Annotated in this window: 17 protein-coding genes, 1 tRNA gene and 1 pseudogene; 13 read left to right on the top strand and 6 right to left on the bottom strand. The window is 57.7% G+C overall.

Going from position 1 to position 21,826, the window contains the following annotated elements; genetic code table 11:
• Positions 1-125: 125 nt before the first annotated feature.
• From ACR52_RS22380 to ACR52_RS22370, 3 genes are all read left to right on the top strand, one after another.
• Positions 126-752, top strand: coding sequence for a response regulator transcription factor (locus tag ACR52_RS22380; protein WP_048729569.1), 627 nt, complete (start codon positions 126-128; stop codon positions 750-752).
• Position 753: 1 nt separating this feature from the next.
• Positions 754-4,371, top strand: a complete 3,618-nt coding sequence (locus tag ACR52_RS22375; RefSeq protein WP_048729567.1) for a transporter substrate-binding domain-containing protein — start codon at positions 754-756, stop codon at positions 4,369-4,371.
• A 134-nt stretch (positions 4,372-4,505) separates the two neighbouring features.
• Positions 4,506-4,928: an ANTAR domain-containing protein gene (locus ACR52_RS22370; RefSeq protein WP_048729565.1), complete on the top strand. Its 423-nt coding sequence runs from the start codon at positions 4,506-4,508 to the stop codon at positions 4,926-4,928.
• Here the strand turns inward: ACR52_RS22370 and dkgB are convergent.
• Positions 4,925-5,743, bottom strand: a complete 819-nt coding sequence (gene dkgB / locus ACR52_RS22365; protein WP_048729563.1) for a 2,5-didehydrogluconate reductase DkgB — start codon at positions 5,741-5,743, stop codon at positions 4,925-4,927. The genes ACR52_RS22370 and dkgB overlap by 4 nt on opposite strands.
• 171 nt (positions 5,744-5,914) lie before the next feature.
• On the bottom strand, positions 5,915-6,991 hold the full coding sequence (locus ACR52_RS22360) for a 3-deoxy-7-phosphoheptulonate synthase (RefSeq protein ID WP_048729561.1): 1,077 nt from the start codon (positions 6,989-6,991) through the stop codon (positions 5,915-5,917).
• Between the two features lie 624 nt (positions 6,992-7,615).
• Here ACR52_RS22360 and ACR52_RS22355 point away from each other — a divergent pair.
• A complete protein-coding gene (locus tag ACR52_RS22355) occupies positions 7,616-8,362 on the top strand; it encodes a carbon-nitrogen hydrolase family protein (RefSeq protein WP_048729559.1) in 747 nt (248 codons plus the stop codon).
• Positions 8,363-8,380: 18 nt separating this feature from the next.
• Positions 8,381-8,821, top strand: coding sequence for a GNAT family N-acetyltransferase (locus ACR52_RS22350; RefSeq protein WP_048729557.1), 441 nt, complete (start codon positions 8,381-8,383; stop codon positions 8,819-8,821).
• 35 nt (positions 8,822-8,856) lie between these two features.
• On the opposite strand, the gene ACR52_RS22345 is transcribed toward ACR52_RS22350, so the two are convergent.
• The gene (locus ACR52_RS22345; RefSeq protein ID WP_048729555.1) at positions 8,857-9,096 is read right to left on the bottom strand and encodes a DNA-binding protein; all 240 of its coding nucleotides are present in this window, start codon (positions 9,094-9,096) and stop codon (positions 8,857-8,859) included.
• A gap of 80 nt (positions 9,097-9,176) precedes the next feature.
• Between ACR52_RS22345 and ACR52_RS22340 the strand changes: the two genes are divergently transcribed.
• The 8 genes and pseudogenes from ACR52_RS22340 (at position 9,177) to tnpC (ending at position 15,912) form a co-directional block, all read left to right on the top strand.
• Positions 9,177-9,542 (top strand): helix-turn-helix domain-containing protein, encoded by a 366-nt coding sequence (locus ACR52_RS22340; RefSeq protein ID WP_048729553.1) that lies wholly within the window; start codon positions 9,177-9,179, stop codon positions 9,540-9,542.
• A 152-nt stretch (positions 9,543-9,694) separates the two neighbouring features.
• Complete coding sequence (gene gacA / locus ACR52_RS22335; RefSeq protein ID WP_017530522.1) at positions 9,695-10,336, top strand: response regulator transcription factor GacA; 642 nt, start codon at positions 9,695-9,697, stop codon at positions 10,334-10,336.
• Between the two features lies 1 nt (position 10,337).
• Positions 10,338-12,161 (top strand): excinuclease ABC subunit UvrC, encoded by a 1,824-nt coding sequence (gene uvrC / locus ACR52_RS22330; RefSeq protein ID WP_048729548.1) that lies wholly within the window; start codon positions 10,338-10,340, stop codon positions 12,159-12,161.
• A gap of 32 nt (positions 12,162-12,193) precedes the next feature.
• Positions 12,194-12,754, top strand: coding sequence for a CDP-diacylglycerol--glycerol-3-phosphate 3-phosphatidyltransferase (gene pgsA, locus ACR52_RS22325; RefSeq protein ID WP_048729546.1), 561 nt, complete (start codon positions 12,194-12,196; stop codon positions 12,752-12,754).
• Between the two features lie 63 nt (positions 12,755-12,817).
• Positions 12,818-12,893: transfer RNA gene (locus ACR52_RS22320), tRNA-Gly, on the top strand.
• 222 nt (positions 12,894-13,115) lie between these two features.
• Positions 13,116-13,916 (top strand): annotated as a pseudogene (locus tag ACR52_RS29680) (tyrosine-type recombinase/integrase); the annotation flags it as partial.
• Between the two features lie 85 nt (positions 13,917-14,001).
• Positions 14,002-14,361, top strand: coding sequence for an IS66 family insertion sequence element accessory protein TnpB (tnpB, locus tag ACR52_RS22310; protein WP_048729542.1), 360 nt, complete (start codon positions 14,002-14,004; stop codon positions 14,359-14,361).
• Positions 14,362-14,379: 18 nt separating this feature from the next.
• Positions 14,380-15,912 carry an IS66 family transposase gene (gene tnpC, locus ACR52_RS22305; RefSeq protein ID WP_048729541.1) on the top strand — a complete coding sequence of 511 codons (1,533 nt, stop codon included), beginning with the start codon at positions 14,380-14,382 and terminating at the stop codon, positions 15,910-15,912.
• A gap of 41 nt (positions 15,913-15,953) precedes the next feature.
• Here the strand turns inward: tnpC and ACR52_RS22300 are convergent, their stop codons facing one another.
• The 3 genes from ACR52_RS22300 to ACR52_RS22290 form a co-directional block, all read right to left on the bottom strand.
• Positions 15,954-16,241, bottom strand: a complete 288-nt coding sequence (locus ACR52_RS22300; RefSeq protein ID WP_048729540.1) for a hypothetical protein — start codon at positions 16,239-16,241, stop codon at positions 15,954-15,956.
• Positions 16,242-16,558: 317 nt separating this feature from the next.
• Positions 16,559-16,951 carry a hypothetical protein gene (locus ACR52_RS31000; protein WP_236692179.1) on the bottom strand — a complete coding sequence of 131 codons (393 nt, stop codon included), beginning with the start codon at positions 16,949-16,951 and terminating at the stop codon, positions 16,559-16,561.
• A 245-nt stretch (positions 16,952-17,196) separates the two neighbouring features.
• Positions 17,197-21,816, bottom strand: coding sequence for an RHS repeat-associated core domain-containing protein (locus ACR52_RS22290; protein ID WP_048729539.1), 4,620 nt, complete (start codon positions 21,814-21,816; stop codon positions 17,197-17,199).
• Positions 21,817-21,826 lie beyond the last annotated feature (10 nt).

Here is a 21,826-nt window from a genome sequence, read left to right as displayed (position 1 = left end):
GGACCAGGCTACGCCTGGCTGGCCTCCTGAAGATGTGCAGCGCCGCTCGTCGGAACTGTCATTTCTAACAGGTAGTTGGGTCCCGCGTGATGTGTCAGGGTACTTTGTCCTTTCAGGGGTGTTTTATGAGCAAAGCTTTAATCGTGGATGATCACCCGTTTATCCGAGCCACTGTGCGGTATCTGTTGAAGCAGGAAGGTTTTACTGAAATTGATGAAGCCGGTAATGGTGCCGATGCCGTGCAAAAGGCCAGAGAGGGAAGGCCGGATTTGGTCATTCTCGACCTGGCGATGCCCAAGTTGGGCGGGCTGGAGGTGATCGCGCGAATCAAGGCACTGGGTCTGCCGTGCAAGATCCTGGTGCTCACTTCTTACTTGGCCGTGTTTTTTTCCACCCGCTGCATGCGTGCCGGAGCCATGGGGTTTGTCGCCAAGACCGGCGAGCTGGACGAGTTGCAAAAGGCGATCAAGGCGGTGATGTCCAACTACAGTTGCTTCCCCAGCCTGCCGACCAGTTCGGTGCGCCGCGATGATTTGCAGACCAGCGAGCGCGAACTGGTGGAGGCGCTCTCGGATCGCGAGCTGACGGTATTGCAGAAACTGGCCCTGGGCCTGGGCAACAAGGAAATCGCCGCAGACATGCTGTTGAGCCACAAGACCATCAGTACCTACAAGACCCGCCTCAAGGAGAAATTGCGCATGTCATCGGTGGTGCACCTGTCCAAGTTCGCCCAGCGCAATCATCTGATCTGAAATGACCGTCGTCGCGTTTTCAAGGCTCGCCGCCTTTCTGTTGGTGGGCCTGTTGCCCACCCTGGCGGTGGCCCTTGATGAGTCGAACGAGCTGCATCTGTTGGGGCACTCCCGTCTCGAAAGCCCCAATGTGTTGCTGGACGAAACCGACTGGCGCTGGCTGCGCGAGCGGCGCACGTTGTCGATGGGGGTGTCCGCCCCCGATTACGCGCCGTTCGACCTGAGCAACAATAATGACGAACTTGAAGGCATCACCGCCGATTACGCGGCGTTGGTGGCCCAGGCGCTGAATGTCACGGTCGATGTTCGGCGTTACGACACCCGTGATGAAGTGATCGAAGCGCTCAAGCAGGGTGAGGTGGATTTCCTCGGTTCAGCCAACGGCTATGAAGCGGTAGACCCGCAATTGGAGCTGTCGCGCTCCTACGCCAATGATCAACCGACCCTGGTCACACGCACCGGAGACAGCCAGGCCTTGAGCGCCGACCTAGCCGGCAAACGCGTGGCGATGCTGTACCACTACATGCAGCCCGAAGCCGTGCAGAAGTTTTACCCCGATGCACAGTTGATGCTGTATGCCTCGACCTTCGAGGCTCTTAGCGCGGTGGCGTTCTATCAGGCGGATGTGTACCTGGGCGATGCCATCAGTACGGGCTACCTGATCAATAAAAACCACCTCAACAACGTGCGCCTTGCAGATTATTCCGCCCTGGAAGCCAACCCGTTCGCGTTTGCCGTCACCCGGGGCAATGACCAACTGCTGGGCATCCTCAATGCGGCGTTGGCGGCCGTCCCCGTCAATACGCAGATGGACATCCTGCGGCGCTGGAGTGCCGGCAGCAGCGGTTTTCTGGAGGTCGACCGGCTGAGCCTGAGTCAGAGTGAGCAACGTTGGCTGGAGAAACATCCGCGGGTGAAAGTGGCGGTGCTCGACAAGTTTTTTCCGCTGTCGTTTTTCAACGAGCAGGGGCAGTTTGAAGGGTTGAGTGCCGAGGTGCTTTCGCGGATCAGCTTGCGCACCGGCCTGAAATTCGATGTGGAGAAGGGCAGTTCACTGCCTCGCCAAATCGACGAAGCCGGCGCTGGCAGCGTGGACATGATCGCGGTCATCACCCCCAGTCATGAACGTGCCGAGAAAATCCGCTTTACCCGGCCGTACCTGAGCAATCCCTATGTGCTGGTCAGTCGTATTGACGACAAAGGCCCGATCACCCTGGAGGACATGTCCGGCAAGCGCCTGGCCTTTGTCGGCGGCAATACCCTGGGCGGACGTATTGCCCGCGACTTTCCGCGCATCGAAATTGTCGACGCCGAGAACCCTGAACAAGCCATGGCGATGGTGGCCAATGGCGGCGCCGATGCGATGGTGTTGTCGCTGATCAGCGCGCGCTACATGATCGCCCGCCATTACCGTGACCGCCTGCGCATGACCAGCACCGTCGGTAGCGAGCCGGCCCGCATCACTTTCGGTGTCAACCGCAGCCAGCTGGAGTTGTACTCGATCCTGGACAAGGCGTTGTTGAGCATTACGCCCGAAGAAATGGACGAACTGACCAACCACTGGCGCAGCGAAGTGATCATCGAAGACAGTTACTGGTTGCGCCATCGCAACGCGATCATCCAGGGGTTCGGGCTGGCCGCCATGTTGCTGCTGATTACCCTGGGCTGGGCCATGTACCTGCGCAACCTGATTCGCAAACGGGTCCAGGCCGAGCGCGCCTTGAGCGATCAGATGCGCTTTATGAGCGTGTTGATCGACGGCACGCCCCACCCGATCTACGTCCGTGATCGTCAAGGGCGGTTGATGGCGTGTAACAACGCCTATCTCGACGTGTTCGGCTTCAAGCTGGAAGACGTGATCGGCAGGACGGTGGTGGAAACCGACACGGGCAACCCGCCACAATCCCAGTCGTTTCATGACGATTACCTGCGGTTGATGGCTCGGGGCGAGCCGCAGATTCAAGACCGTATCCTCAGGGTGCCCACTGGGGCGGTGCTGACCATTTACCAGTGGATGCTGCCGTACCGCGACGGCGACGAAAAGGTCGTGGGCATGATTGCCGGCTGGGTGGACGTGAGCGAGCGCCAGCATTTGTTGGGCCAATTGCAGGAAGCCAAGGACGACGCCGACGCTGCCAACCGCGCCAAGACCACGTTCCTGGCGACCATGAGCCACGAGATCCGCACGCCGATGAATGCAATCATCGGCATGATCGAGTTGGCCCTGAAAAGCGCCGAGCAGGGCCGAGCCGACCGCGATGCGCTGGAGGTGGCCTCGGTGGCGTCGCGCGGCATGCTGGAGCTGATCGGCGATATTCTCGATATCGCCCGGATCGAGTCCGGCCACCTGTCTCTGGTCCAGGAGCCGGCCAATCTGCATGAGCTGCTGGCGTCGGTGGCGCGGGTGTTCGAAGGGCTGGCGCGGGCCAAGGGCCTGGCGCTGCAGGTGGAGCTTGATCCGCTGCTGGACCGCCCGGTGCTGATCGACCCGCTGCGCTTCAAGCAGGTGGTGTCCAACCTGCTGAGCAATGCCATCAAGTTCACCGCCAGAGGCCAGGTGCAGCTCGGCGCGAAGGGCAGTGTGTCGGGTGATCAACTGATGCTCAGGTTGTGGGTGCAGGACACCGGCATCGGCATCAGTGCCGAAGACCAGCAGCGCCTGTTCAACCCGTTTATCCAGGGCAGCAACAGCGAGCAGTCGGCGCGCAGTGGCTCCGGCCTGGGGTTGGTGATCAGCCGCAACCTGTGCGAAATGATGGACGGTCAATTGCACTTGACCAGCGTGCTGGGGCAGGGCACGCGTTTGGATGTGAGCCTGGTACTGACCATGACGGCTGCGGTGCCTGCGCAGGTGGCGGCAACTGTCGCGCATCTTCCCCCGGCGTATGCCTTGAGCATCCTGGTGGTGGATGACTATCCGGCCAACCGCCTTCTGCTGGCTCGGCAATTGAGCTTTCTGGGGCACCGCATCACCACCGCCGAAGACGGCATCCAAGGGCTTGCGCTGTGGCAAACCGGTCACTTTGATGGGGTGATCACCGATTGCAACATGCCCCACAAGGACGGCTATGCCTTGGCGCGGGACATTCGTGCACACGAACGTGAGCGAGGCCTGGTCCCGTGTTTGCTACTCGGTTTTACTGCTAACGCGCAGCCGGAAGAAGTTGAACGCTGCCGGCAGGCTGGCATGGACGGTTGCCTGTTCAAGCCCACCGGGCTGGACGACTTGCGCTTGGCATTGGCCTCGCGCATGGCCAGTTTTCCCCCGCCGCAGACCGAGCCGACGTTTGATTTGGGCGCACTGGTCGCCCTGACCGGTGACGATCACGCGGCCCTCAAAGAGCTGTTGATGCCACTGCTCGAAAGCCTGGAAACCGATCGCGCACTGTTGCCGTCACTGCAACGCCAGGCTGACTTTGCCAGGCTGCATGACCTCGCACACCGTGCCAAGGGTGGGGCGCGGATGGTCAAGGCACAGGCACTGATCACCTGCTGTGAAGCGTTGGAGGCGGTGTGTGAGAAACAGGACCGTGATGCCCTGGATAATGCGGCGGAGGCTGTCGGCGAAGCGATCGATGATTTGCATCGATGCCTGAGCGTTTATTGCAATCAGCCTTGACCGCCGTTGATGGCCATTCAGTGGTTTTGGGATAACTCCTACGCGAAGTGGGAACATGCCTGATTTTGTCTTCGGGATATGTCTGGAAAATGGGCGACGCTCAATGACGAGCACTGCCTGCCCAGGGGTTTGCCATGCCGAACAAAGCACTGACTGTCCTGATTGCCGATGAACAGCACCTGCAACGGCTGTACATCGAAAAGATGCTCAACCAGTTGGGGTATCACCGGATCGTGCCGGTGCAAACCTTTGAAGAAGTACAAATTCTTACGGCCATCCCGGCCGAACCCTTTGATGTGCTGATCATCAATGCGGGTTTGGCTGCCCATGCCAGTGGGCCGCAAGCCCAGGTGCGGCATGTGCTGGTCTACGACCATCTGGACCTGGGTGCACCCGTCGGCGCAACACCGGCGGTGCTGGTGCGGCTGCCGGGGGTGCCGGACAACGTCAACCTCGAACACTTCATGGACATCATCGACCCGCCCGAGGCCACGATGGGCCTGCGGGTATTGCCGTGGCTGCGGGAGTTATCCCGCGCACGTGCGGGCGGGGTTTAGTCCCACTTCGGCGCAATGCCCTTGGGGCTGGTCAAGCGGTGGCCGCGCTCCAGGCCGGCAATCTGCGCCATGTCGGCATCGCTCAAGGTCAGTTGCAGGGCCTTGAGGTTGCTTTCCAGGTTGGCGCGTTTGGTCGACGAGGGGATCACCGCATAACCCAGTTGCATGGCCCAGGCCAGTGTCACTTGTGCGGGGGTGGCCTGATGGCGCTCGGCGATCTGCTGGATCACCGGGTCTTTCAGTACTTCGCCGTAGGCCAGGGTCATGTACGAAGTGATCTGGATACCGTTGGCCGTGGCGAAATCCACGACCTTCTGGTTTTGCAGGTAGGGGTGGAGTTCGATCTGGTTGGTGGCGATGTTCTCGGCGCCGACGGCGGCAATCGCCTGCTTCATCAGGTCAATCGTGAAGTTGGAAATACCGATCTGGCGCGTCAGGCCCAGGCGCTTGGCTTCGAGCAACTGGCCCATGAATTCGGCGACGGGCACCTGGTCTTCCGGCGATGGCCAGTGGATCAGGGTCAGGTCCAGGTAGTCGGTCTTGAGCTTGCGCAGGCTCTCCTTGAGGCTCGGAATCAGCTGGCCTTCGGCGAAGTTGGCAATCCAGATCTTGCTGGTGATAAACAGCTCGTCACGCGGCACGCCGCTGTCGGCAATCGCCTGGCCGACGTCGGCTTCGTTTTCATAGATCTGTGCGGTGTCGATGACGCGGTAGCCCAGCTCCAGGCCGGTGCTGACGGAATCGATCACCACCTGGCCTTGCAGGCGGAAAGTGCCGAGGCCGAAGGCGGGTACGTTTTGTGTAGGGATAGACATCAGTAACTCCTGAGCGGGTGTGAACAATGGAGTCGAGTATCCGCCCGTCGTTCCTTCGGAAAAACCGTCGAATCCGAAAAGGACTCTTTACCGAAAATCACGAATGGCCGGTGTCTTGTACCGTCTGACGAGGCGCTGTACCCGCTGTAGCAGCGCCTTGATCGGTTGCCCCTAAGCGCGCAAATGCTCGGCGGCACTGCGCAACAACTGCTCGGTGGCGTCCCAGCCCAGGCAACCGTCGGTCACCGACACACCGTATTTCATCGACATGCTCAACGGCTGGCAGCCTTCGAACAGGTGGCTTTCGAGCATCATGCCGATCAACGACGTGTCGCCCTGCAAGCGCTGTTCGAGCACATCGTTGAACACCGCCGGCTGACGCAGCGGGTCCTTGCCGCTGTTGGCATGGCTGCAATCGACCATGATCCGCGGCGCGACCTTGGACTTGGCCAGATCGTGCTTGATCTGCGCCACGCTCTGCGCATCGTAGTTCGGCCCTCGGTGACCGCCGCGCAGCACCAGGTGGGTGTCGGGGTTGCCCGGGGTCTGGATGATCGCCGGATGGCCCTGGCTGTCGACGCCGAAGTGGCGGTGCGGGTGGGACGCCGAGCGCATCGCGTCACAGGCAATCGCGACGCCGCCATCGGTACCGTTCTTGAAGCCCACGGGCATGCCCAGGCCACTTGCCATTTCGCGGTGGATCTGCGATTCGGTGGTGCGCGCGCCAATCGCCACCCAGCTGAGCAGGTCATCGAAGTAACCGGCGGCCATGGGTTGCAGAAGCTCGGTGGCGACCGGCAGGCCCAGGCGCAGCATTTCGCGCATCAGCTCGCGGGACAGGCTCAGGCCGGCGGCCATGTCATCGCTGCCATCCAGGTGCGGATCGTAGGCCAGCCCTTTCCAACCGATGGTGGTGCGCGGTTTTTCGACGTAGGCGCGGATCACCAGCAGCATCTGGTCGCTGACTTCCAGGGCCAGCTTCTTCAGATTGCGCGCGTATTCCATGGCCGATTCGGGGTCGTGGATCGAGCACGGGCCGACAATCACCAGCAAGCGTGAATCTTCGCCATTGAGGATGGCGCGCACGGCTTGGCGATGGGCGTGGATCTGTTCATGGAGGAACGGGCTGAGCGGCAACTGGTGCTTGAGCTCAAGCGAGCTGGGCAGGCGCTGGGTCAGGGCTTCATTGGCGCTGGTCAGGGCGTTCTTCAGGGCAGAGATGGGCAGAGCGGCGACGGAGGAGTTCATATTCAAGGCTTCCTGGGCAAGCGGCGGGCTGTTCCCGCACGCTCGGCCCTACTGGGGTGTTCGACAATTGGCCGTATCGGCTACGTGTGTTGGCTTGCCACCAATAGGTGACCGATCGGAGGCGGCAGGCTGTCCCGAGCGGAGCTGGCTAAATCGCCATGCAGTGCAAGTGTCGTAGCGGTAATAGGTGGCGTAGTTCATGTCGTGATTCCTTTAAGTGTTCTTGATCAAGCAAAAAATTTTATGGAGACCTGAAAAAACAAAACCCCCGATCGGGGAGCCGACCGGGGGTTAGATTTCTCTGGTAGGCGACCCCTTGAGCAGTGGGCGCCGATTTCAGGTATCAGGCGCGCCAGTGGCTAAACCAATACCCAAAATAAAAGCTGACCAGTGCGCTCGAACCGTTCACGCGGGTAGCCGACACCGAGCGCGAGGCGCTGGCAGCAGGGCAAACCTGAGTGTGGGTGAGTTGCAACATGGTATGTCTCCAAATGATGGGGGGAGCTTACTAGACGCGCACGGGTGGATTCAATAAGTAATTTCTATTGTGTGGGGGTACTTACGGCTATGGGGTGAGTGCCGATATGCTAATGACACATTCGAAATGTTTGCTGGGACGCGACCATGACTGCCTTGACCCTTGCTGCTGCTCAAACCCTTTCCATTGCGGGCGATGTGCCGGCCAATATCCAACGGCACCTGACGTTTATGCGTGCGGCCGCGGAGCAAGGCGTGCAATTGCTGGTGTTTCCGGAGCTGTCGTTGACGGGGTATGAGCCTGCGTTGGCCGCCGAGTTGGCGATAGCTCCAGAGGACGCTGTACTGTCGCCGCTGCGTGAGATGGCGCGGGAGTTGCGTTTGACGGCGGTGGTGGGGATGCCGGTCCGCCTGGCGCCTGAGGTGGGTGTGTTGATTGGCGCGCTGGTGCTGGGGGCGGATGGCTCTCTTGCTGTTTACACCAAGCAGCATCTTCACCCTGGCGAAGAGGCGGCGTTTATAGCGGGGCAGGGCGGTGAAGCGCTTGAGTGGGGAGATGATCGGATTGCACTGGCAGTGTGCGCGGACTTCTCCCACTCCAGCCACCCACGTAATGCGGCAGAATCTGGCGCAAATATTTATGCCGCCTGCGTGCTGATCAGCGAGGGTGGCTATGCCGCCGATACCGCGTTGCTCCAGGCGTACGCCGCTGAACACCGGATGATAGTACTGATGGCCAACCATGGTGGACCCACTGGCGGGTGGACCTGCGCGGGGCAGAGCGCCATTTGGGATACGAACGGCTTGATTGCTGCGGCGTCGGGCATTGGCGAGGCACTGGTGATTGCACATCGAGAGGGTGGGCGCTGGACCGGACGGCAGGTGGAGATCTGAATTGGAGAGGATGAAAGAATGACATTTCAACTGCGCGCAGCGACAGACCAGGACCGGCTGTTTGCGCGCACGCTCACACGTGAAGCGATGAATTGCTACTACGAGTACTACGGTTTCATTTGGTCCAATGATGGTTTCGACACCGCCTGGGCGGGGCGCAAAAGCTGGTTGATCTGCCGCGACGAGGCAGTCATAGGTTTTATCAGCGTGAGCCGGGACGACGAAGCGCTATTCATTCGCGAGTTGCACGTAATCGAGGCATGTCGCGGCCAAGGGGCGGGCAGTTGGGTATTGGAGCAGATGGTCTTCAAGGCGCGAGCACTGGGCTTGAGGCTGCTGCGGCTGACTGTGTTCAAGACCAATCCCGCCAGGCAACTCTATCTGCGGCAGGGGCTGAGTATCGTCAGCGATGAAGCGTGCTTCTGGCAAATGGAGCGCCTTTGTCAGACCGCAGTCTAAAACAGGCACTGATCTCTAATAAGCGCATACTGCCTTCAGGAAACAACTTCTCTACCGCTGTGCTGGGCTTCAGTTTCGTCCAGGATAATCCCTTCTTTCATGCCCAGGAGGACCGCCACCTTATGGGCTTCCCCACGCCGTCCCTTTTTACGCCCAGCGAGCACTTGATAGGTGGTAGCCGGGTCGACACCGTGCTCGCGCGCGAACGCTTGAACTGACTTTCCTTGATGGTCTAACCAAGCCTTGGCTTGTGCAGCAGTGCGGATACCGGGCATAGTTAAAAACCGTTCAAGTTTGTGTAAAAGAGATGAGGGTGTCACCTCTTGGGGTGGGGCATAAAGGATCATACATCCAAATGAGTGGAATCGGTTCGCGCTTAAGGCAAGAAAGAGAGCGACTAGGCTTGTCGCAGAAAGTATTTGGTGAAATAGGCGGCGTCGAAGCCAACGCCCAAGGTAAATATGAAAACGGAGGTCGTGCACCTAAAGCAGATTACCTGTCTCGTGTCGCCGCAAGAGGTGTGGATATCCTCTACGTGCTGACTGGTAATTCAACACCGCTTCAATTGGAGAACCTGAGCCAGATTGAAGAAAAAGTACTGGGTGATTACCGCGCGATGTTTAAGGAAGACCAGGATGCGATTCGCCGCTTGACGGCCACCCTGGCGGAGCATTCCTATTTATCGAATGGGAAAATCAAGCTGCAGCCCCAGGATTCTTGACCCTTTACCCAGGAAACAGCGCCTTTTCGTCATTCGCCGAACAGGCGCAGCGCGTTGAAACTCTATATATATGACGCTTCCAGCTAGGTCTGCGCCTTGGTTTTTTGCTAAGGTGTTCAGCAACCTATAAGACCAAATCGCGAGGTGTCTGCTTGATTAGGGTGCTAGTAGTCGATGACCATGATCTCGTTCGTACAGGCATTACACGAATGCTGGCTGACATCGATGGCCTGCAAGTAGTCGGCCAGGCTGAGTCGGGGGAGGAGTCTCTGATCAAGGCCCGGGAGTTGAAACCCGATGTGGTGTTGATGGACGTCAAGATGCCCGGGATAGGAGGTCTTGGTGCCACTACCAAATTGTTGCGCAGCCATCCGGACATCAAAGTCGTGGTGGTCACCGTGTGCGAGGAAGACCCGTTTCCTACACGTCTTTTGCAGGCGGGTGCGGCCGGCTACCTGACCAAGGGTGCGGGCCTGGCCGAAATGGTCCAGGCGATTCGCCTGGTATTTGCCGGCCAGCGTTATATCAGCCCGCAGATTGCCCAGCAGTTGGCCATCAAGTCCTTCCAGCCCACCAGCGATTCGCCGTTTGATGCGCTGTCGGAGCGGGAAATCCAGATCGCCTTGATGATTGTCGGTTGCCAGAAGGTGCAGAGCATCTCCGACAAGCTGTGCCTGTCGCCCAAGACCGTCAACACCTACCGCTATCGCATTTTCGAGAAGCTCGCCATCAGCAGTGATGTTGAATTGACCTTGCTCGCGGTGCGCCACGGCATGGTGGACGCCAGCGCCTGACATGACCACACCGTTCGATCCAAGTGCCTTCCTCTCAACGTGCAGTGGTCGCCCCGGCGTTTACCGCATGTTCGACAGCGAGGCACGCCTGCTGTATGTCGGCAAAGCCAAGAACCTGAAAAACCGCCTGGCGAGCTACTTTCGCAAGACCGGCCTCGCGCCGAAGACTGCCGCCCTGGTAGCGCGCATCGCCCAGGTCGAGACCACCATTACCGCCAATGAAACCGAGGCGTTGCTGCTTGAGCAGACGCTGATCAAGGAGTGGCGGCCGCCCTACAACATCCTGCTGCGTGACGATAAATCCTATCCTTACGTGTTTTTATCCGACGGCAACTTCCCACGCCTGAGCATTCACCGTGGGGCGAAGAAGCAGAAGGGCAAGTACTTCGGGCCTTACCCCAGCGCCGGTGCGATTCGTGAAAGCTTGAGCCTGCTGCAAAAGACCTTTTTTGTGCGCCAGTGCGAAGACAGCTTCTACAAGAACCGCACGCGACCGTGCCTGCAATACCAGATCAAACGTTGCAAGGCGCCCTGCGTCGGGTTGGTTGAGCCAGCGGAGTACGCCGATGATGTGCGCCACTCGGTGATGTTCCTCGAAGGTCGCAGCAATGCGCTTACCGATGAGCTTTCCGGCGCCATGGAGCAGGCCGCCAGCACCTTGGATTTCGAACGTGCCGCCGAGCTGCGTGACCAGATCTCCCTGCTGCGCCGCGTCCAGGACCAGCAAAGCATGGAAGGCGGCACCGGTGACGTCGATGTGATCGCCGCCTTCGTTAACCCGGGTGGCGCTTGTGTGCACCTGATCAGCGTGCGTGGCGGGCGAGTACTGGGCAGCAAGAACTTTTTCCCGCAAACCGGTATCGACGAGGAGGTGGCCGAAGTCATGGCTGCCTTTCTTGGCCAGTATTACGTCAGCAGCCCAGAGCGCGACTTGCCATCAGAGTTGATCGTCAACGTGGTGCATGAAGACTTCCCGACGCTGATCGAGGCGATCCACGAGCTGCGCGGCCGCGAGCTGGACATTAGCCACCGCGTACGCGGTACCCGTGCGCGTTGGCAGCAATTGGCCGTGACCAACGCCGAGCAGGCCCTCGGCGCACGCCTGGCCAATCGACAGCACGTCGCCGCACGTTTTGACGCTCTGGCCGAAGTCCTCAACCTGGACGAGCCACCGCAGCGCCTGGAATGCTATGACATCAGCCACTCCAGCGGCGAAGCCACGGTGGCGTCCTGCGTGGTGTTCGGGCCGGAAGGTCCGATCAAATCCGATTACCGGCGTTACAACATCGAAGGCGTCACTGCCGGCGATGACTACGCCGCCATGCACCAGGCTCTCATGCGCCGCTTCAGTAAACTGAAGGACGGGGAGGGCAAGCTGCCCGATATCCTGCTGGTAGACGGCGGCAAGGGCCAGTTATCCATGGCCCGTGACGTGCTCAACGAACTGGCCGTGCCCGACCTGATCCTGCTCGGCGTGGCCAAAGGCGCCACACGCAAGGCCGGGTTCGAGACGTTGTACTTGAATGATGCGGCCCATGAGTTCACCTTGAAGGGCGACTCGCCTGCGCTGCACTTGATCCAGCAGATCCGCGACGAAGCCCACCGTTTCGCGATTACCGGCCACCGTGCGCGCCGTGGCAAAACCCGGCGAACCTCAACCCTGGAAGGGGTGGCAGGCGTAGGCCCGACACGTCGTCGCGACTTGCTTAAACATTTTGGTGGCTTGCAGGAGCTATCCCGTGCCAGCATTGACGAAATAGCCAAAGCACCCGGTATCAGTAAAAAACTCGCTGAGTTGATTTATGCAAACCTGCACAGCGAATAGAATGCCTTCTCACCTCGTAGCCAGTTGTGCCGATGAATATCCCTAATCTGATCACCGTTCTACGCGTCCTGCTTATCCCGATTTTCATTTTGCTGTTCTACCTGCCGTATGAATGGAGCTATATGGCCTCCAGCTCGGTGTTCGCATTTGCGGCCGCCACCGACTGGCTCGACGGCTACCTGGCGCGTCGCCTGGAGCAGAGCACGCCGTTCGGCGCGTTCTTGGACCCGGTGGCCGACAAACTCATGGTCGCCGTCGCCCTGGTCCTGCTGGTTCAGGAACACGGCAACCTGTGGCTGACCCTGCCGGCCGCCGTGATCATCGGCCGTGAGATCGTCGTCTCGGCCCTGCGCGAATGGATGGCCGAAATCGGCGCCCGCGCCCACGTCGCGGTGTCTAACATGGGAAAATGGAAGACAGCCGCGCAAATGCTCGCGCTGGTCATCTTGCTGGCCAACCCATCGGACTTCACCTTTTGGGTCCTGGTTGGCTACGCCTTGCTGCTCATCGCCGCCGGCCTGACCTTGTGGTCCATGCTGCAGTATTTGCGCGCTGCCTGGCCTCATCTGCGCACGACCGTTGAAAAGAAATAAAACTTTTTTGAATCAAGGGGTTGACGGGTGATGAGGATTCTATAGAATGCGCATCACCAAGACGCGGGAATAGCTCAGTTGGTAGAGCACGACCTTGCCAAGGTCGGGGTCGCGAGTTCGAGTCTCGTTTCCCGCTCCAAATATTGCGCTGCAGAGTTCCACTGAATTCTGTAAGTGATTGAAATCAGGACCTTCGGGTCCTTTTTTCGTTCCGGCGGGAACCACTGAAATCCAGCACTATCCGGTGCGTTTAAGTCCAGGATTAAGTCCAGGATTCTGACGCGTACGGAATCGGTTTGTTGCTGGAGCAGTTTGCGTATCGAGATGAGCATCTGGCCCTGACTCTGTTCAGGAGCTCGCGATGGCACTCTCAGAAATGGCAGTTCGACACGCCCGAATCAGCGGTAATGACTACACCCTCGGTGACAGTGATGGTCTCACACTCAATGTTACGGCTAGCGGTGGAAAGGTCTGGCTTTTCCGTTACTACTGGACGGGCAAGCAGAAGCGCATGTCCTTAGGTTGTTACCCGCAAATCAGCCTCAAAGAAGCGCGTACCCGTCGTGATGAAGCGCGTGCCTTGGTTGCCCAGGGCATCAATCCCTATGAGCACCGTAAACAGCAACGCCGTGCTGTTCGTAGCGCGGCAGAGCATACCTTCGACGCGGTGTTCAATCAGTGGGTCGAATTCCGCAGTCTGAGCCTGAAGGAAGGCCGTCAGAGCACACTCTCGCAAATCTTAAGAACCTTCAGTAAAGATATCCTGCCATTCCTTGGTGGGCGGTCGATCTATGATATTAATCGCCACGATCTGCTGGATGTACTGAGCCGGGTCGAACAGCGCAAGGCATTAACGACAGCCGAAAAGTGTCGGACTTGGTTCAACCAATTATTCCGATATGCTCTGGTAAAGGTAGAGGGGCTTGAGCAGAATCCAGCTTCAGACCTCGATGTTGTCGCACTTCCCAAACCCCCGGTTGCGCACAATCCGTTTTTACGTATGGACGAGCTACCCGCATTGATGGCTGCACTTCGCGGTTCTCGGGGGACGAGCCAAACACGGTTTGGTCTTCGACTTTTGTTGCTGACCGGCGTCCGCACGGGCGAGCTGCGCTTGGCGACACCTGATCAGTTCGATCTGGAGCGGCGGCTATGGATCATTCGTAAGCGCTCCATAAACCCCACATTCAAAGCGCTTATCGGATCCCGGATGCTGTGCTCCCGATTCCCTCAGGAGCCAGCTCGCCATGATGCGACCCGATGCCAAAGTCGAAAAAGTGTATCTGTACCCCAAGCCGGTCGACTTCCGAAAATCCATCGACGGCTTGGCTGCGCTGGTTGAGCTGGACATTAAAGTCGCGGTATTCGACCCCGTGCTTTTCGTCTTCCTCAACAAGCCCCGCAACCGAGTGAAAATTTTATATTGGGAGCGCAACGGCTTCTGTCTTTGGCTCAAACGTCTCGAGTCCGAACGATTCAAAACATCGCCTGACGCCACCGACGAGGTGATCGTTCTGACCGTCCAGGAACTCAACTGGATGCTCGATGGCTTTGACCTCTGGCGCAACCGTCCTCATCAAGTTTTGACGCCGCGATTCGTAGCCTGATTCGGTATAATCCAGGGCATGAATTCCTTGCCCGAAAATCTTCCAGATGATCCCGTTCTGCTCAAGCAAATGCTTGGGCAGATGCTCGACGAGCGTCAGTTGGACAAGGGAAAGATTGTTCGGCTAGAAGAACAGAATGCCCTCCTGCTTCAGCGTCTGTTCGGACGTAAGTCCGAGCAAACAGCTGATGCGGCAACGCCGCAACTGGCCCTCTTCAATGAAGTAGAAAGCGTCGTCGAGCCTGTGGACGAAGCCTCAGATGAAGAGGTCGTTGCCCCGACCAAGCGCCGCGGCAAACGCAAGCCACTGCCCGCCGATCTGCCACGCATCGAGATCATCCACGAACTTCCCGAGCATGAACTGACGTGCGTCTGCGGCTGCCGCAAACACACTATTGGCGAAGAAGTCAGCGAGCAGCTTGAAATCGTTCCGATGCAGATCCGTGTGATCAGACACGTTCGGAAAGTTTACGGTTGCCGCGACTGCGAGATGGCGCCGGTCACTGCTGACAAGCCGGCTCAACTGATTGAAAAAAGCATGGCCAGCCCAAGTGTTCTGGCGATGTTGCTGACCACCAAGTACGTCGATGGACTACCGCTTCACCGTTTCGAAAAAGTCTTGGGCCGCCATGGCGTCGATATCCCGCGCCAGACCTTGGCACGCTGGGTTATCCAGTGCGGTGAACACTTCCAGCCGCTGCTGAATTTAATGCGCGATAGCCTACTGGGCAGCCGTGTTATCCACTGCGATGAAACACGGGTACAGGTGTTGAAAGAGCCTGACCGAGACCCAAGCAGCCAGTCCTGGATGTGGGTGCAAACCGGCGGCCCGCCAGATAAACCAGTGATCCTTTTTGACTACTCCACCAGCCGCGCGCAGGAGGTGCCGACACGCCTGCTCGATGGCTATCGTGGCTACGTGATGACCGATGATTACGCCGGTTATAACGCGTTGGGCGCGCAGGCTGGAGTCGAACGTTTGGGCTGCTGGGCGCACGCAAGGCGCAAGTTTGTTGAGGCGCAAAAAGTGCAGCCGAAAGGCAAGACAGGACGCGCTGATATCGCACTGAATCTGATCAATAAACTTTATGGCGTCGAGCGTGATCTGAAGGATACGGGCGACGACGATCGTAAAACCGGCCGGAATGATCGGAGCCTGCCAGTGCTGGCTCAGTTAAAAAGCTGGATGGAAAAGACGCAGCCACACGTTACGTCTCAGAACGCCTTAGGCAAAGCCATCGGCTATCTGGCGAGTAACTGGAACAAACTCGAACGGTACACCGAGGAAGGCTATTTGCCGATCGACAACAACCCCGCCGAGCGTGCGATCAGGCCCTTCGTCATCGGAAGAAAGAACTGGTTGTTCAGCGATACGCCCAAAGGCGCAACGGCCAGTGCTCAACTTTACAGCCTGGTCGAGACTGCTAAAGCCAACGGCCAAGAGCCCTATGCGTGGCTGCGCCACGCATTAGAACGGCTGCCAATGGCGACCTCGGTTGAAGATTACGAAGCGCTGTTACCGTGGAACTGCTCGCCGGCATCGCCTAGCTAGGCGCATTACCCATCTTGAAGTCGGTGGGGTTTATGGAGCGCTTACGTTAGTTGTGCGAATAAAAGTGCCTTGTTTAGCGTATCAATTGAATGTGCAGTGAGAGTTAGAGTGGGGGATTCCCACTGATAGTCTTTTATTATCTTTATATTAAAATTTCCCTTTATGTCGAATGAAGGATACCAGCCTACATCAAGCAAAAAGCCGTCTGGATATTCAACTTGAAGCATATCCTCCTTCAGGTCGTTGAGCTGGTGTTCAATCCCCAGATTTTGAAGTAAGGAAAGCTCATCATATGTGACCCTCCCTTGTAGGAAGTCTAACGAGATCATTTTGTTAATCTCCTAAATTCTTGCTCTGAAATAGGAAGGCCGTGAATCGTATTTGCGCTTAATTCTATGCGTATCCAACGGCTGGAAGTACCTTCGAGTAAAGGGGGCGGATTTATTTAAAATTAGCGGCGTCCTGCTTATATACATAAATCCGTCCCATTTGTTCTTAAGGGTCGGAGGAGTCATAATTGCTCTAAATAAATCCGTTCCCTTTGTTATACATTTGTTCGTCCTTTGTTTTTGTCGATATCGGTTGGTGTTTTTTACAGTAGACAATGCTGCTATCTCGGCGGGTACGGCGGGTTTGGAACGTACAGTTATATTTTTTCAACGCTGTAGCCGTCTGCGACTACTGTGAAAATGCTCTCTCCGTCGTTACTTGCCTTGAAACAGTAGCTTCTGCCATTTTCTATAGGCGTAACACGTTTTACGTCTTGCGAAAGGTTAAGATCTGTTTCTTTGTAAATATCATGTATTTCGGCACCAACCGCATTAATGCCTTTGAATGCAACGGGGTTGTGAAAGGTGATCAATAAAAATTCATTTTGCTGGTTTGTATAAACCACCAGTAATTCGTTACGTTTGCAGGTTACTTGTTGAATGATTCCATTTGAAACTTCAAGCAATTCTGTGCAATGACTTGTCTTGTTCAATGGCTGGTCAGGTTTCCAAAATTTCAAATTGGATAGGTGTCTTTCTATATCATCCATATCATCATCGTCGAGAGAGTCATCGAATTGCTTGGAAATTATCGTGCGGACCTTTGCTAAGCGCTGGGTGACGGCAAAGTCGTCGATGAAGTCAGTGGTCGCTTTCCGGTACTCTTATAGAGCACCAGGCTTTTCAGCATAAAAGCTGCCCATTTTATGTAGGGAAATTAGTATGAACTCGATCTCTTTAAGTGCGTCAAGTGCTTCCTCTCCGTCGAGGGCTATTTTTTGATTTTGTTCTAGCATTACTTTCTCCTCGTAAATTTAGGGTTGTTTAATGTTAGGTTTCCTTTTACGGTCAGCTCCATGGTGTTGTATCTAGGGTTTTTCACCATTTCTAGTTGTGATTCAGATACGTCAAGCTCAATGTAATCACGGCCTTTGCTTTTGTCGATATGATATTTGTCCTGTGCGTCTTGCGGGCTCAGTACTTTGCTTTTCGCAGGTTCAAGATAAACTCTATTGTTATCTTGAGCCAATATAACTCCTTCTTTTTCAATGCCTTTTGAGCCTTCTCTGCTTGTGTAATGTCGTACTCTGACTGTGTTTTCTTGTTTTGAGGTGGGAGCGGGTAGCGTTGGCTCGCCATCGTTAGCTTTTGCGTGCTTTGTTGGGCTCTTAGCATTACGCGATGGTTTACATCCATCGTCACCTGGGCATGGGCTCAAACCCAGTGGATCAACCCATCCTGTCGGGTTGGGTACGTACTGGTACCCATTGACCCCACCGGCCAGCTTCACTGGATCAGGCGTCAGGTAACGACCAACATCCGGATTGTAGTAGCGATGGCGGTTGTAGTGCAGCCCGCTTTCCTGGTCGAAGTATTGGCCCTGGAAGCGCAGCGGGTTGTCGATTTTTCCGATGTCGAGGCGGGCGATTTCGCCGTAGGCGCGGTAGTGGGCGGACCAGACGATTTCTCCGTCGGGGGCGGTGAGTTCCTGCGGCGTGCCGAGGTGGTCGAGTTGGTAGTGGAAGGGCTTTGTTTCTTTGGGGCCAAAACCTTCCAACAACGCCAGAGGGCGGAAACTGTCAGGTTCGTAGATGTAGCTGCGATGGCGATCGGCGTGGTGCTCGGCAATCAGCTTGTCGCCTTGCCAAAAAAACTCCGTGGTGATGCCGTCGACGGTTTTGCTGATACGGCGTCCGAACGGGTCGTAGCGATAGCTCGCGGTTTGGCCGTTGGGTTGGGTCAGGTGGATCAAACGATGCTGGCAGTCGTAGCGGTATTCGGTGATCAGCGCGTGCCCACGGCCGCGCCGCTCGCGGATGAGGTTGCCGAAGGCGTCGTAGTCGTACTGGCGGTCGCCCTGGATCATCAGGCGGTTGCCGGCGACGATGTCGGGGCCCGGGCGGTCGAGCATGAGCAGGTTGCCCGCTGGGTTGTGGGCGAAGCGTTCCTGTACGTCTTGCGAGTGGTTGGCGCGGGTCAGGCGGGCGAGGGGGTCGTAGTGGTAGAGGTGTTCGCCTTTGCGGGTGTCGAGGAGGCGGGTGAGGTTGCCGGTTTTGTCGTAGTCGTATTGGCGTTGGTAGAGGGTGTGTTGCTGTTGGGTGAGGGTGTGGGCGTGCAGGCGGTTTTGGTCGTCGTGGTGGTAGTGGCTGAGGAGTTGGCCTTGTTGGCGCTGGCGTTCGCGGCCGTCTTTGAATAGGTGTGATGTCAGCTGCGTGCCGTTCAGTTCGACGGTGGAAAGGTGGCCGCCTTTGTCGTGGTTGAACACGAGGCGGTTGTTGTCCGGAAGGCGCAGGTTTTTCAGTTGGCCGCAGGCGTCGTAGCCGTAGCGCAGGGTGCCCCAGCCTTGGTGTTCGCCGGTGAGGCGGTTTTGGACGTCGTATTCGTAGGCTAACGCCCAGTGGGCGTCGTCGACGCTGAGGAGGTTGCCTTGGCGGTCGTAGGTGTAATCGACGTTTTTGCCATCGGGCAGGGTTTTTCGTACGAGCCGTCCGGCGTGGTCTCGCTCATATCGGGTAACGAGCTGACTGCCATCATCACCGTGTTCAGTCTTCTCTTGCAGATTGCCGTTGAGGTCGTAAACGTAGGCGGTGCGCTGCCCGTCAAAACCGGTTTCCTGTTGGATCAGTCCATTGGGGTGGTATTGAAGCCGGTAGCTTTCGCCGACTTCATTCTCGATCTCGGTGAGCAGCAACCGCACGTTGTCGTAGCGATAGTTAACCTGGGTGCCATCCGCGTTGAGACGGCGGCTGATCAGGTGCAACCCGTCGGCGTATTCGTAGCGGGTGACGTGCCCCAGCTCATCGCGTTCTGCGGTGATTTTTCCGTAGGGGTTGTAGCTGTATTCCCTAAAAGCACCGCCCGGCAATACGACACGATTTAACCGGCCAACACTGTCCCACTCATATTGGGTGAGCGCGCCATGTTCGTCCTCACGCGCAACCTGCCGCCCAAGATCGTCATAGTGATAGCGCTTGATCCCGCCATTCGGCAACTGCTCCTCAAGCAACTGCCCCCGCTCATTCCACACCAGCCGCTGACAACTGTGATCCGGATACCAAACCCCAATCAGCTGCCCATATTTGTTGTAGCTGTAGTCGGTAACCTGTCCATCGGGATCGGTCCTACGCGTAACGTCCCCCTGGTCATTACGCTCGTACTTCCAAAGCGCTTCCCCACGCCGAACAACCCTTACAAATCCGTTGTCATGCTCGTAGGAAGTCGGCTCGTCCTCTCCCGGAAACAGCGCCACCAAGCGCCCGGCTTCGTCGTACTGATACGCCGTCACCGCCCCCAGCGGGTCCTGCTCGACCGTCAGCCGGCCTTTGTCATCGTAGGATTTGAAATGCTCTGCACCGTCCGGATCAATGCGTTGAACCAGCCGTGCACGCTGATCGTGAACATAAACTTCCTGGCTGCCATCAGCGTTATGAACGCCAACGCGGCCGTCATCCCCCCAGACATACCGCGTGTCCATCTGCGAAAAACTGGCCCAATGCCGAACACATCGCGCCGCCTTGCCAGACCGTTCCCACGCCCAAAAGAAACTCGCCCCACCGGCCAACTGCCGTTCAAGAATGACGTGCTGCTCGTCGTACCGATAACCCTCGCTTTCACCTACGGCATTGGTCGCCGAGACCAGTCGTCCAATGTCGTCATAGGCGTAGGAAACAACGTTCTGCTCGGTCACCCAGACGAAAGGTTCATGCCCCGTGGCGCGATGGATCTGGTAATCCACCGCCACGATTCGGCCGAGCTCGTAGCGCAAGAACAATGACCGACCGACACCGTTATCCAGCCGCTCAACCCGCCCCAGCACATCCCGGGAAACCCGCAGCCGGTTGTCATACGCATCGCTGATCGCTGCCAGCGTGCCATTGCGAAAATGATAAAAACGCGACGACTGGACCAGCACCAGTTCATCAGGCGCAGACCCCAGGTAGATCGCTGCTTCGGCCAGCGAGTTAGTGATCGCCGGTCGAGAAGAAGAGGGCCGGGGAAACTCAGTAATGCGATTTTCATGATCCGTCCAGACCACCGAATCGCCCGTCACAACAAGCCGCTGCGCCAGCGAATGACTCCACCCAAACCCCAACCCACAATCCACTTCCACCGCACTGGTGCGATACAGCCGCGTCCACTCAAACGGCAAAATCCCGTCCAACGCACCATCCGTCAGCGTCAGCAACTCCTCCCCAGTCACCATCGACACCGGGCAGCCGTTAGTCAGCGTCTTATCCGAAGAAGCAGCGGCATCCCCAGCCGGGTTCTTCGCCGAAGCCGGCACATCATCCACATGCTCTTTCTGCTTCAACACCGCGTTCTGCCGCGCCCGCCAGCGCATCTGCATCGTGCCTTGCTTCAACCCTCCGACCACCCCGCGAAGCGCCACCGTCTTGTACCGGTCCACCGCCTGCATAAACTTGGTCAAAATCCCGAGCAGGCTCTTAACAAACCCCACCGCCGCCGCCAGAATCCGCGAGCCGTACTTGACCAACCGCAAACTCAGATACGCAATTCCCGCCGCGGGCAACGCAACCGTCAGCACTACGCCAATCACCAGATCAATCAACAGCGACACCAGAAACCCGGTCGCACCCGCGGCGATCTCGCTCGGCGGCAGCGCGTCCAGCCACAACATTGCCGTGCGCACCATCAGGAACAGTGCCGCTTCGTCACTCGCCAGCAGCATCGCCTGCTCCATGACCTTGGGCGCATCGCTGGCCAGTTGCGCCAACTTGGCCGCCTCGGCACCGAGCTGTTCGACGTAGTTCAACGGGTCTTCAAGAATCGCCTGCACCAGCTTGATGCTGTCCCACACCTCCCGGATCGCTGCCCAACTGCCCGCCAGCACACCGCTGCCAATCGCACTGGCTGTCGACTGTTGCCAGTGCGGCTTGAAGCCGTGCCACTGGGTGCGAAGCCATTGCTCCAGGTCTGCTGTCAGCCCGGCGTAGGACGCAAACAATGCGTCTACCTGTTCCGTCGAAACGCCGCCTTGCACCCGCACCTGATAGCGCTGGCCCGCAGCGCAGTAGTGAGTTCCTTTACCGTGTTCATCCAGCAGAATGACCGTCGAACTGCCGTCATCCAGCCCGATCACCTCAACCGGGATATCGCCGATCGGCACGTCATAAACCGACTCGAATTTGCTCTCGATCTTCAGATCGCCGCCCAGCGGGCACATTGCGACACTGCCCAGAACGTCTGGATCGGTCATGCTGACCGTCGTCTGCGAATCCCCCATCCGCAACACCCGATCCATCCCCAGCAACGACGGCAAATCCGCAGCATGGCTGACCGAATCCAACGCACGCGCATACCAACCCCCCATCTGCTGGCGATACACCACCAGGCTTTGATGAAAGCCATCCAGCTCGTGTTCGATAAAGGCAATGTGCGATGAGGAAGCGGTCATCCGTGACGTC

Source organism: Pseudomonas fildesensis, assembly GCF_001050345.1.
GTDB lineage: Bacteria > Pseudomonadota > Gammaproteobacteria > Pseudomonadales > Pseudomonadaceae > Aquipseudomonas > Aquipseudomonas fildesensis.
This window is presented reverse-complemented; position numbering and strand designations above follow the sequence as displayed.